Origin of the sequence: Sphingobacterium paludis, from assembly GCF_004364125.1 — a bacterium.
In the GTDB taxonomy this organism is placed as follows: domain Bacteria; phylum Bacteroidota; class Bacteroidia; order Sphingobacteriales; family Sphingobacteriaceae; genus Sphingobacterium; species Sphingobacterium paludis.
On record NZ_SNZV01000006.1, the window covers coordinates 308,953 to 321,863 of the forward strand.

A 12,911-nucleotide genomic window follows, 5' to 3' on the forward strand; every position below is an offset into this window, starting at 1 on the left:
CATAAGAGCCTCCATATTTAAAATCGATCTAAATGGAATAGATTCTTTGCGTTATATTTGCACTATCTATACTATCTCAGCAAAAGGATTTCCTGTATGACGAAAAAGGTGATTTTAATATGGTTTCGAAATGATCTACGCATTCACGACAACGAAATTTTGTTTGAGGCAGTAGAAAGAGGCGATATTGTGATCCCGGTCTATTTTTTCGACCCACGATATTTTAGAGCGAGCGACAGCGGCTTCAGAAACACGGGCATATCAAGAGCAATTTTTCTACGAGAAACCGTCGTGAGTTTTAAGCAAAGCTTGCAGGATATGGGTGGCGATCTATTGGTTTTTCACGGCAAACCCGAAGATATTTTGGGCACACTCTGTGCAAAATATGATGTGACAGAAGTATATCACCACCGCGAAGTAGCTCAGCGAGAAACGAAGATTTCTGAATTGGTGGAAGTTGCTTTATGGAAGGAAAAGATCAATCTTAAACATTTCATCGGGCACACCCTCTACCATAAAGAGGACTTGCCTATTCCTATCAAAGACATCCCCGATTCCTTCAGTGCGTTTAAGAAAAAGGTAGAAAAGGAAAGCTTTGTTCGACCCATTCTCCCGCCCATCAACACCATGACAACGCATCCGCATTTGGAGGAAACAGCCGTCCCCTCCTTGGAAGACCTTGGCTTTTCGGAGGCAGAACTAACTCGTCATTCTTCTGATGAAACAACATTGCGTGGCGGAGAAAAGCACGCGCTCGATATGATCGAGATGACGCTGACAGCGCATTACGATGAACCGGATGATTACAACCTGGTTTCTCCTTACATCGCACATGGAGCGATATCACCTGCATTGTACTACCACAAAATTAAAGCCGCGGGCAGTCAACTCAATAAAAAGCGATATGACCGGCTAATCTCGCGGCTGTTATGGCGCGATTATTTCCGGTTTATGCTTAAAAAATACCCAAATGTTTTTTTCAAAAACCACAGCCCAGAAACCGATGTTGTAGCATCGGCAGAAAAGATTCATGACATGGTGCGAAACGGAGCGAATGAACCCGTTATCCAACAGCTCTTGGAACAGTTCGTACATGAGGGGAATTTACCTTACGAACACAGGGAGATTTTAGCAGCTTATCTTTTGCAAGAGCTACACATCAACCACTTGGCCGGCGCTCAATTTTTCGAAGAATACAGTATAGATTACGCTCCGGCAACAACATACGGTTATTGGCTGCATTGGGCAGGTTTTGGAACCAGCACGAAGGACAATTTAAAGGCCGACTGGCGAGAAATATGCAAAAAATCGCATCCCTTGCGCCCGGCTGTAAAATGACCCCTTTAGCCATAATCTGCAAGGCTGAATACGAGCTATTTCCAAAATTTGTCACAAAAGATCTAAATCTTTAAAATTATCGGTTTTCAGGCGTTTTTTTGTTCATTTTAAGGGTGCCAAGTATATATTATTTGCTAACTTTGAGCAAAATTTTTATACGTAAGATTTCCTCATGGACAAATTATCATATTTGAGTAACGCAGATTCAGGCTATATTGACTCGTTATATCAAGCATACAAGGAAGACCCTAACGCAGTAGATGTAAGTTGGCAGAAATTTTTCGAAGGATTCGAATTTGGCCGAACAAGCGGAGATGGCGGTGCAGCTGCCGAAACTCCAGAACAAGCACTTAAAGAGATCAATGTTTTAAACATGATCAATGGATACCGCGACCGCGGTCACCTGTTCACCGAAACAAACCCCGTTCGCGAACGCCGTAAGTATTTCCCAGGAAAAGAATTGGAAACTTTTGGCCTTTCGGAAGCTGATTTGGACAGCGTATTTAACGCTGGTGTGGAAGTTGGTTTAGGTCCCGCGAAACTTAAAGATATCCGCCAACTTATCGAAGATACTTACTGTCGCTCTATAGGAGCAGAATTCCGATATATTCGTCATCCCGAGAAAATCAAATTCTTGCAAGACAAGATGGAGTCTGACCGTAACACGCCAAACTTCTCGTTGGACGGCAAAAAACGTATTCTAAAAAAGTTGAATGAGGCTGTCATTTTCGAGAGCTTTCTCGGTACTAAATTTTTAGGCCAAAAGCGCTTCTCTCTAGAAGGGGCCGAATCGTTAATTCCTGCATTGGATTCCGTTATCCAGAAGGGTTCTTCTTTGGGCATTGAGGAGTTTGTAATCGGGATGGCACACCGTGGCCGCCTTAACGTCTTAACCAACGTGATGGGCAAATCATACAAAACAATCTTCTCCGAGTTTGAAGGTAAGATGTATGAGGCTGATCCAGAAATCCAATTTGGAGGTGATGTAAAATACCACTTAGGTTTTTCATCCGATATCACCAGCCAAGATGGCAAGAATATTCATTTGAGCCTAGCCCCCAACCCATCACACTTAGAAACGGTAGATGGTGTTGCAGAAGGTATGGTGCGGTCAAAAATTGATCTAAAGTACGAGGGTGACTCGTCGAAGATTGCTCCCATTTTAATCCATGGCGATGCGGCTGTTGCCGCGCAAGGTATCGTATACGAAACGATCCAAATGTCCAAGTTAGATGGCTATAAGACTGGTGGGACCATTCATATCGTCATTAACAACCAAGTTGGTTTTACGACGAACTATAAAGATGCACGTTCATCCACCTATTGTACAGACATTGCGAAAGTAACCCTATCGCCCGTTTTCCACGTGAATGGCGACGATGTAGAGGCACTTGTTTACGCGGTTAATTTAGCATTAGAGTACCGTCAAAAGTACAAGACCGATGTTTTCATCGATCTATTGGGCTACAGACGTTATGGACATAATGAAGCTGATGAACCGAAGTTCACACAACCATCGCTTTACAAGTTGATCGAGAAACATCCGAACACCTTGGCGCTGTATGTTAAAAAACTGGTTGATCAAGGAAGCATAGATATTGACTTTGCCAAATTGCTGGAGAAAGATTTCCGTGCGGTTCTTCAGGAACGTTTGGACGAAGCGAAGAAAGTGGAAGAGATCAGTGAAGAGCGTCCGATGTTCGCCGGTGCCTGGAAAGGTTTAAGAGCTGCAAGAGGAGCAGATATTTCCAAAACTACAGAAACAAAGGTAAGCAAAGAGCAGTTCTTGGCGTTGGCCAAAGAAATGAATAGCCTACCGAAAGACAAGAAGTTTTTCCGGAAAATCACCAAAGTATTCGAAGATCGATTGAAAATGATCGATACCGATAAATACGATTGGGCGATGGGCGAATTAATGGCATATGCTACACTATTGAATGAAGATTTCCGCGTACGGATTTCCGGACAGGATGTGCAGCGCGGTACGTTTTCGCATCGCCATGCTGTTGTAACACTGGAAGATTCTGATGAGACCTTTACACCTCTTTCGAAAGTCAAGGGTGGCGAAAAATTCAATATTTACAATTCCCTTTTATCGGAATATGCCGTCTTAGCTTTTGAATATGGATATGCATCGGTCAATCCAAATTCACTGACGATTTGGGAAGCACAGTTCGGCGACTTCGCTAACGGTGCGCAAATTGTATTTGACCAATATATATCCGCTGGTGAAACAAAATGGAGACGCTCAAATGGTTTGGTGATGTTGCTGCCGCATGGTATGGAAGGTCAAGGACCGGAGCACTCTTCTTGCCGCATTGAACGCTATTTAGAGCTGTGTGGGAACAACAATATGATTGTTGCAAACTGCACCACGCCGGCAAACTATTTCCACCTTTTGCGCCGTCAACTGCACCGGGAATTCCGAAAACCGCTTATCGTAGCCACACCGAAAAGTTTGTTACGCCATCCAAAAGCGGTATCGCCGCTTAAAGATTTTACGGAAGCTGCATTTCAAGAAATCATCGATGATAAAAACGCATCGGCAAAATCGGTGAAGCGCGTGCTGTTGTGTTCCGGAAAGATTTATTATGACCTGCTTGAGAAACAGGAAGCGGATAAGCGAAAAGATGTGGCTATTGTTCGTGTAGAACAATTGTATCCTATCGTGTACGATCAAATTGAAGCCCTACAGAAGAAATATGCGAAAGCAGAATTTGTGTGGGTACAGGAAGAAAACGAAAACATGGGGGCTTGGCCGTACTATAGTCGCAAATTCCGTGGCAGCAGCCTTGACTTGAAGGTTATCGCTCGCCCGGAAAGCGGATCGCCTGCTACAGGATACATGAAGCACCACGTAGCGCAACAAACACAGATCATTAACAACGCATTTGAAATTTAAAACATATCAACGGCTTCACATGTTGTTGGTATAACATAAAACAAAAATATGAGCTTAGAAATTAAAGTACCTGCCGTAGGTGAATCCATCACAGAGGTTACCTTGGCGCAATGGCTAAAACAAGATGGTGATTACGTCGAAATGGACGAAAATATCGCTGAATTGGAATCCGACAAAGCTACGTTCGAGTTGCCTGCCGAAAAAGCTGGTATCTTGCGAATTATTGCTCAAGAAGGTGATACTTTAGAAATTGGTGCAGTAGTATGTTCTATCGAAGATGGTGATGCTCCTGCTGCTGGCGGTGCAGACAAGAAAGAAGAAGCTCCTGCCGAAAAAGAGGAAACGCCAGCTACCACTCCGGCAAAAGATGATCCGGAGAATCCAGACTCCTATGCTGCTGGGACAGCCTCGCCCGCTGCCGCTAAAATTTTGAGAGAGAAAGGTATCGATGCTTCCACCATTAAAGGTACAGGCAAAGAGGGGCGCATCACCAAAGAAGATGCAGAAAAAGCACAGGCAAAACCTGCGGCGCCTAAATCTGAGAGCAAGCCTGCAGCTACAGCTGCGGCATCAGCACCTGCCGTAGCCGGTGCGCGCAATGAGCGTCGTGAAAAAATGACTTCATTACGTAAGACGATAGCAAAACGCTTGGTCAGCGTGAAGAACGAAACCGCCATGTTAACGACATTCAACGAGGTTAACATGCAGCCGATCATGGATCTTCGCTCAAAATATAAAGATACGTTTAAGGAGAAACACGGTGTTGGCCTAGGTTTTATGTCATTCTTCACCAAAGCTGTAACAACTGCATTGAAAGAATGGCCTGCCGTGAACGCGCGTATTGAAGAAAATGAGATTGTATTTTCTGACTTCGCCGATGTTTCTATAGCTGTATCTGCTCCTAAAGGACTCGTTGTTCCAGTGATCCGGAATGCTGAATCCATGAGCCTTTACCAAATTGAAAAGGAAATCATCACGCTTGCTACTAAAGCGCGTGATAACAAGTTAACGATAGACGAAATGACAGGTGGTACGTTCACTATCACAAATGGTGGCGTATTTGGTTCCATGATGTCTACACCAATCATCAATGCGCCACAATCGGCAATATTGGGTATGCACAATATTGTGCAACGTCCTGTCGCAGAAAATGGTCAGGTCGTTATCCGACCGATGATGTATATTGCTCTTTCTTACGACCACCGCGTAATCGATGGTCGGGAGTCAGTAAGCTTCTTGGTACGCGTTAAGCAGTTATTGGAAGATCCAGCACGTCTATTACTAGAAGTGTAAACTCCGTTAGAATTTTGATTAAAAGGTCGCCTTGATAGCATAAGGCGACCTTTTTAATGAGCATCTCCCTTTAACCATGAGACATTTTTTACGCAGGCTATCCATTGTTTTTTTCGTTGTGTGTTGCTCCATCCTAACGACATATGCGCAGCAGCGTATAGGCTTTGGTATAGATTTTTTCGGCTACGCTGATAACCGGGAATATAAATCGATGTACACGGAACCCAAAACAATTTTTGGAACCTTGGTATCCCCCAACGCCTATTTTGCTATTGACAGTAACCACCGCATTATTGGGGGCCTGCATTATAACCAAGATTTTGGGCGACACCCGGAAAACAAAAATCGTCTTGCGCCGATAGCCTATTATCAATACCGGAATAAAAGCTTTGACTTTGCGCTCGGGCATATGCCCCGTTACGACAGGTTGAAAGACGTCCCCCGTATTGTTTTGGCCGATACCTTCCTATATGACCGTCCAAACATCGAAGGGATGTATCTCTCTTTCCAAAAAAGCGGCTTAAAGCAAGCCCTTTATATCGACTGGCTGAGTAAGCAGAGTTTCAACCACAGGGAACGTTTTATCGTAGGCCTCACGGGTAAATATGCGATAGGAAATTTTTATATCAAGGATGATGCGCTACTCTATCACAATGCCCTAACCAGCAATGACAGTATCGACGAGCATATTCAGGACAATGGCTTGGTGATGCTGCGTGCGGGTGTCGATTTCAGCCGAAAAACCTTTTTAGATTCGCTGACTGTTGAGGTCGGCGGTGTTGTTGGTTTTGATCGCGTTCGGTCGGAATATGAGCTAAGAACGGCAAAAGGTCTTATCGCAACCGCTTTTCTGGGCTACAGACGGTTTTTTGTGGAAAACACAATATACGTTGGTGACCCTCAAAACCTGCCTAATGGCGACTCTTTTTATCATCGCAATCGCTATAATCGATTAGACCTCGGATGGGTACCTTTTCGCAAAGGAAATTTAGATGGAAAGTTTATCGCCTCCTTTCACTTTGCGCCAGATGGATCCAGCAATCAACAGGCTTTCACCCTTCGCTACCGATTTGGTGCCGATATTTGGAAAAAACGCGATCGGTAATCTAAACGACAGCTATGTTACGTCGCTACATAAGAAACGAGAAGTGATTATATCTTCAATTCCCAGAAGACAAACACAGGGATAAGCCAATATTCCACGCCATGATCATTCGTTTATTTACTCGACAAATTGTTGATATTACCATTATTTATGCGATATTTAACCAAAACTAACAATAAAATATAAACGTATTTAGGTTTTGGGATGTTTCCATTTTCTTTTCATAAACAAGAGACCGATGGCAAACGAACAACCACACCGTCAATTGGGATCGCATAGACAGTTTTGGTTTATGCGCGTTGGATGGATCGAGTGAATAAAATAGACCTATACGCTATAGCCGAAAATATGATGAAGAACGCAATTAAACTATTTTTTATTATTTCGCTATTTGCGATCTTCTGTCCGGCTCATGCACAGGACAAAGCCAAAAGCGTGTTAATGGTAGTCAGTAGCTATGGAGAGGAAGATCCTAAGTTCAGCTTCGAGATGGATGAATTCTCACAGGCCTATTTAATATTTGAAGCCAACGGACTGACTATTTCTGTGGCGAGTCCTAAAGGAGGAAACGTAGAAGCCGGGCAGTTCAATAAAGACAAAGAATATAACAGTGCGCTGCTTGCGCATCCTAAAGCAATTGAACAGTTAAAAAACACATTAAAGATATCCGATTTAAAGGCAAATGATTTTCAGGCCATATATATCGTTGGAGGTAAGGGCCCTCTTTTTGACTTGTACAGGGAGCCCTCACTTGAAAAACTGATTTTAGAGATGACTAAAAATAGATCTGTCATTTCTGCAATATGCCATGGAAGTATTGCACTCGCTGGTATTAAAGAAGGTAAGGATTATTTAATTAAAGGAATAAAACTGACTGGTTTCAGTGAACAAGAGGATATCATGTTTGGCAAATCTTCGAATAAATTGCCTGTATTATTGGAAAGTGCGTTAAAAGCAAATGAGGCGGTGTATCTTAAAGCTGAACCCATGTTGCCTTTTCTGGTAGTGGATGGACGTTTTGTAACAGGACAAAACCCATATTCTACCACATTGGTAGCCGAAGTGGTAGTAAAGGAACTAGATCTTGATCCTGTCACGAGGACACCTTACCGGGATGAAATGAGCATGCGGTTGGTTAGTAAAGTGCTAAAAGGGGATCTGGAGTGGGGCAAGGCAGAACTGAAGAAAAACATGGATATGTATGATTTGGAGCTTATTGCTGTATACGGTTACTACAGAGCAATGCACGCTAATGAAGATAAGCAATCTTTAGGAACAGCAGTGTCTATTGTTGAACTGGTTACGCCCTATTATTTTCAGGAAGACCTATACCATGCACTGGCTACACATTACATAAAACTCAACAACATAGAAAGGGCTAAAGAAGTCCTTAATACGACTTTACTCCAGGTTCCTGAGCATAAGGCGTCAGTGGATCTTCTGAAGCAAATAAATTGATTACAGTGGCGAGGGTGCCACGCATATCAGCACCGCTATAATGACTCCTTATCGGTGTCCATCAATATAATGACATGTTTTACGCTTCTAATACCGCAAAAAATCGCTGAAGACTTGCTGATAATATCCTTTTGCCATGTGCAATAGGCTGTCGCGTTCTGGCACATGTGTGGACGGCACCGTACTATAGCCCACGTTTCTTTTTAGCATATCATAGCTCACCGTGTAGTTATCAGTAATAATCCCAAATGTGCTATTGGAGTTGTAAAAGGCGACATGCTTTCGCCGATGCGCAAATAAATCCCTTCCATACGTAAAGCGCGTGGCATCCGCCTTCACAAAGTGCGCCAAAGTTGTGGCAACATCCAATTGGCTAACAACTTCATCGACTTTTCGGCCCTTAAACTCGTTTTTTAGCGCACCGCCAAATACAAACAGTGGAATATGATAACGTTCAGGCCGTTCCAGTCCAAATTTCTCTGTTGGATAAATGTGCCCGTGATCTGAGGTGACAACAATAATCGTATTGTTGTACCATGCTTGCTGTTTTGCTTGCTCGACAAAATTGAAAAGCATGGAATCGGTATAAAAGCTTGTGCTTCGGTAAGCATTCGCCTTCGTCTCATGACCAAACTTATACGAGGGTTGCAAGTGAAAGGGTTCATGGTTCACCAGGGCATAAAAGACGCTAAAGAACGGCTTTTTTTCCTGACTTAAATCCTCTAACATTTGTTTAGTAACAACATGGTCATACACGCCCCATGAATTCCGCATCTCTTGCAAAGGAAAATCGTCATTGTCGACCACCCGTTCAATTCCGTGCGTAAACATATACGACTTAAAGTTATAGAATTCGCTTTGCCCACCATGATAAAATGATGTAGCATACCCGAGCGAATCAAAGATTTGCCCTATTGCAGGCAGCTTCTCATGTTTAGGAATGTATTTAATGATACTTTCTGGTCCCTGCGCTGGAAAACCGCTCATAACGGCAACCATTCCTTTGTCTGAACGATCTGCGGCAGCATACGCCCGCCGGAACGATACGCCTTCGTCCATGAGCATTTTCATACGCGGTGTCACATCTTTTTCACCACCTAAATCCTCAAACACCTGCGCCACCATGCCTTCTAAAATGACCAAAATGACATTAGGCCGATCCGTGGTTAACGTGTTTTCAGATTGTTGTTCCAAAGGTCCGAGAGCTGATAGCACAAGCGATGCAGCCTCTTTACTTTCCATAAATTTATAGGGCGAATTTTTCGTGCTTTTGGTTAGGTCTCTAAGCAACGACCAATAGGTATTTACGGCAGCATGATTAGCCGTATTGTCGTCGGAGAAATAGACCGCACTTTGGTTGAGGGTAGCGCGGCCGTAGCCACCACGAATAAAGGTGAACAGGCAAATGGACAATAAAAGAAACGATAGTCCGGCTAAACGCTTTGATAGCGCATGATAACGCGCATAACGCAATACTATCCAATGATAAAAATAATGCGCACACGCAAAGAAAACCAGCAGCACTACCCCTGTCTGCCATAGAACAGAAAGATCAATAGAACTCGTTACACCACCTACAGTGTCTAATCCCAATACAATGGCTCGTTTGCTTATCTTTTCTCCCCAAGCTTCATACAAAGGAAGATTGCTCACCGTAATTGCTGCAAAAATAAAAGTAGGGATCATCACGTAGATCCGTAACCACCAACGGGAGACCGGCCTGCGGATAAGCAACTGTTGTATGGCGAAAAATAAACATGGAATAACAATAAGGTAAGCGCTTAAGGACATATCCAAAACTAGACCATGTAAAAAGGCATAAAATACATCCGATTTATCATCAAAACGCTCCCACACACTTGCGGTAAAGACTACTCTGTCAATAAAACTTAATAACAGCCAATAGCTGAGTAAAGACGCGAAGAACACTAAATTAGATCGCCAAGCGGGCCATCGTCTCATAAATCACAATAATTAACGGTATGTTAAAATAAAATTAACGGCAAAAATACAGAAATTCTGGAAAATTAAATCGAGTTCCATGTCATCGCAGAAACATTTTATTGCTTATGGTTAACCGTTAAATGTCGGCAATTGCCTATTTTTGCTTTTCGAATTTTGAAAATTTATAATGAGCATAGCAAAAACATACAGTCCCAAAGAAGCTGAAGAAAAATGGTATTCGTATTGGATGGAAAATGGTTTTTTCCGATCCACGCCGGATGAACGTGAACCTTACACCATTGTGATGCCACCGCCAAATGTTACGGGTGTGCTCCATATGGGACACATGTTGAACAACACCATTCAGGATGTGCTGATCCGCAGGGCTCGCATGCAGGGTAAAAATGCCTGTTGGGTTCCTGGAACAGATCATGCGTCTATTGCAACGGAAGCAAAGGTTGTTGCTATGCTGAAAGAGCAAGGGATAGATAAGAAATCACTCTCTAGAGAAGATTTCTTAAGCCATGCCTGGGAATGGAAGGAAAAATATGGTGGGATTATTTTAAAACAGCTTGAAAAGCTGGGTGCTTCCTGCGATTGGGAGCGCACAAAATTTACGATGGATCCTGATCTTTCTGATTCCGTAATTGATACGTTTATCAAATTTTACAACGAAGGTTATATTTACCGGGGCGTGCGCATGGTCAATTGGGATCCTCAAGGAAGAACCGCACTTTCCGATGAGGAAGTGATCCGGAAAGAGGTAAACCAAAAACTGTATTATATACGCTATAACATTAAGGAAAGTGACGCATATGTTGTTATTGCGACGACGCGTCCTGAAACGATAATGGCCGACACAGCGATATGTATCAATCCACATGACGAGCGCTACACACATCTCAAAGGAAAAACGGTGCTTGTGCCGCTTATCAATAGAGAGATCCCCATAATAGAAGATGACTATGTAGAGATGGAATTCGGAACCGGATGTCTGAAGGTTACGCCTGCGCATGATTTGAATGACTATGAACTTGGTCAGAAGCACAACCTTGAGGTGATTGATATCCTGCAAGACGATGGCACACTAAACGAAAAAGCAGAAATCCTTGTCGGTGAAGATCGCTTTATTGCTCGAAAAAAAGTAGTGAAACTGCTGGAAGAAGTTGGGCAGATTGAAAAGATTGAAGATTACAAGTCGCAGGTAGGCTTTTCAGAACGTACGGATGCTGCCATCGAACCCAAATTGTCTATGCAATGGTTTTGCAAAATGGATAAATTAGCGCGGCCGGCACTTGAATACGTCGAAAACGGGACGATAAAATTGATCCCGGAAAAGTTTTTTGCTTCGTACAAACACTGGATGGAAAATGTTAAAGATTGGTGTATTTCCAGACAGCTGTGGTGGGGGCAACGCATTCCGGCGTGGTATAATGACCGCAACGAGTGGGTTGTTGCTAAAACCGAGGCGGAAGCCGTAACGGCTTTTGAATCGCAAGGTAAATCCATATCGGGCCTACGTCAGGAAGACGATGTGTTGGATACTTGGTTTTCTTCGGGCTTATGGCCGATGTCCGTTTTTGACGGTGTGCGGAATCCCGATAATCCAGAATTTCAATACTATTACCCGACTAATGATTTAGTCACCGCACCAGAAATCTTATTTTTCTGGGTGGCTCGCATGATTATAATGGGGCACAATTATACCGAGAAACCCCCGTTTCGAAATGTGTATTTAACGGGCATTGTGCGCGACAAACTGGGTCGTAAAATGTCTAAATCACTCGGAAATTCCCCAGACCCTATCGAGCTGATGGAACAGTACGGCACAGACGGTGTTCGCGTAGGTATGCTGCTGTCTTCACCGGCCGGAAATGATTTGATGTTTGACGTGTCCTACTGTGAGCAAGGTCGTAACTTTGCCAACAAAATATGGAACGCTTTCCGCTTGGTAAAGGGCTGGGAAACAACGGAGAACGTTGCTACCGATGCACAGAAAACAGCTGCGAAATGGTTTGAGAGCCGTTTTAACCAAGCTGTAGCGGAAATAGAGGAACACTTTGCAAACTATCGCCTATCCGACGCGTTGATGGCAACATACAAATTGGTGTGGGACGATTTTTGCGCTTGGTATTTAGAGTTGGTTAAACCGGCATACCAGGCACCGATCGAAAAGGAGACCTTGGAAACGGTTAAAGCATTTTTTGCAAAAATCCTGACACTTACGCACCCCTTCATGCCATTTTTAACGGAAGAGTTGTGGCACGATGATCTTTTTGGCGTGCGTGAGGCCAACGACTGTGTTATTGTTGCCTCTTACCCTAGTGTGCAGTCTTTTGATGAAAACCTGATCAAGGAATTTGAAATTGTACAACAAGTGATCTCCGAAGTGCGGAGCATAAGAAATAGTAAGGGTATATCACCCAAAGTTGCTTTACCTCTGTCGATAAATGCATCGGTGATCGATTTCAGCACCTATCAGGAAAGCATTATCAAGCTGGCCAACATTGCGGAGTTTAGCCTGGTAAAAGAAAAGGTGCAGGGCGCCGTAAGCTTTTTGGCAGGTAAAAACGAATGCTACGTAGCCTTAGAAGATAATCTTGATGTGGATGCAGAGAAAGAACGGATCAGTAAGGAGATAGCCTATCTGGAGGGATTTTTAGTCTCTGTAGATAAAAAGCTCTCCAACGAGCGATTTGTTCAAAATGCCAAACCAGAAGTCGTGCAGAATGAGCAAAACAAAAGAGCAGACGCACAAGCAAAGATCAACATCTTGAAGGAAAGCCTAATTAGTTTAGGATAAACCACCTTCAGTACAATTTAGATTATACACATAGCGCTCCGTATCGAGCGCTATGTGTATACTATGCC

The 12,911-nt window shown here is 43.4% G+C and carries 7 protein-coding genes; 6 read left to right on the forward strand and 1 reads right to left on the reverse strand.

The features are described 5' to 3' along the window. The first annotated feature begins 96 nt into the window (after positions 1 to 96). From B0I21_RS13675 to B0I21_RS13695, 5 genes are all read left to right on the forward strand, one after another. Positions 97 to 1,338: a deoxyribodipyrimidine photo-lyase gene (locus B0I21_RS13675; protein ID WP_133641043.1), complete on the forward strand. Its 1,242-nt coding sequence runs from the start codon at positions 97 to 99 to the stop codon at positions 1,336 to 1,338. Between the two features lie 172 nt (positions 1,339 to 1,510). Then, a complete protein-coding gene (locus B0I21_RS13680) occupies positions 1,511 to 4,240 on the forward strand; it encodes a 2-oxoglutarate dehydrogenase E1 component (RefSeq protein WP_133641044.1) in 2,730 nt (909 codons plus the stop codon). Positions 4,241 to 4,288: 48 nt separating this feature from the next. Beyond that, positions 4,289 to 5,533 (forward strand): 2-oxoglutarate dehydrogenase complex dihydrolipoyllysine-residue succinyltransferase, encoded by a 1,245-nt coding sequence (odhB, locus tag B0I21_RS13685; RefSeq protein WP_133641045.1) that lies wholly within the window; start codon positions 4,289 to 4,291, stop codon positions 5,531 to 5,533. A gap of 76 nt (positions 5,534 to 5,609) precedes the next feature. Beyond that, positions 5,610 to 6,638, forward strand: coding sequence for a hypothetical protein (locus tag B0I21_RS13690; protein WP_133641046.1), 1,029 nt, complete (start codon positions 5,610 to 5,612; stop codon positions 6,636 to 6,638). 348 nt (positions 6,639 to 6,986) lie between these two features. Then, the gene (locus tag B0I21_RS13695) at positions 6,987 to 8,096 is read left to right on the forward strand and encodes a type 1 glutamine amidotransferase domain-containing protein (protein ID WP_166637854.1); all 1,110 of its coding nucleotides are present in this window, start codon (positions 6,987 to 6,989) and stop codon (positions 8,094 to 8,096) included. A gap of 87 nt (positions 8,097 to 8,183) precedes the next feature. On the opposite strand, the gene B0I21_RS13700 is transcribed toward B0I21_RS13695, so the two are convergent. Further along, positions 8,184 to 10,058, reverse strand: coding sequence for an LTA synthase family protein (locus B0I21_RS13700; protein ID WP_133641048.1), 1,875 nt, complete (start codon positions 10,056 to 10,058; stop codon positions 8,184 to 8,186). 169 nt (positions 10,059 to 10,227) lie between these two features. On the opposite strand from B0I21_RS13700, the gene B0I21_RS13705 reads away from it, so the two are divergent. After that, positions 10,228 to 12,843 carry a valine--tRNA ligase gene (locus tag B0I21_RS13705; RefSeq protein WP_133641049.1) on the forward strand — a complete coding sequence of 872 codons (2,616 nt, stop codon included), beginning with the start codon at positions 10,228 to 10,230 and terminating at the stop codon, positions 12,841 to 12,843. The last annotated feature ends 68 nt before the right edge of the window (positions 12,844 to 12,911 follow it).

Coding starts and splice junctions, on each gene's coding strand:
- B0I21_RS13700 (WP_133641048.1), bottom strand. CDS start 10,058: ATGAGACGATGGCCCGCTTGGCGATCTAATTTAGTGTTCTTCGCGTCT.
- B0I21_RS13690 (WP_133641046.1), top strand. CDS start 5,610: ATGAGACATTTTTTACGCAGGCTATCCATTGTTTTTTTCGTTGTGTGT.
- B0I21_RS13675 (WP_133641043.1), top strand. CDS start 97: ATGACGAAAAAGGTGATTTTAATATGGTTTCGAAATGATCTACGCATT.
- B0I21_RS13705 (WP_133641049.1), top strand. CDS start 10,228: ATGAGCATAGCAAAAACATACAGTCCCAAAGAAGCTGAAGAAAAATGG.
- B0I21_RS13695 (WP_166637854.1), top strand. CDS start 6,987: ATGATGAAGAACGCAATTAAACTATTTTTTATTATTTCGCTATTTGCG.
- B0I21_RS13680 (WP_133641044.1), top strand. CDS start 1,511: ATGGACAAATTATCATATTTGAGTAACGCAGATTCAGGCTATATTGAC.
- odhB (WP_133641045.1), top strand. CDS start 4,289: ATGAGCTTAGAAATTAAAGTACCTGCCGTAGGTGAATCCATCACAGAG.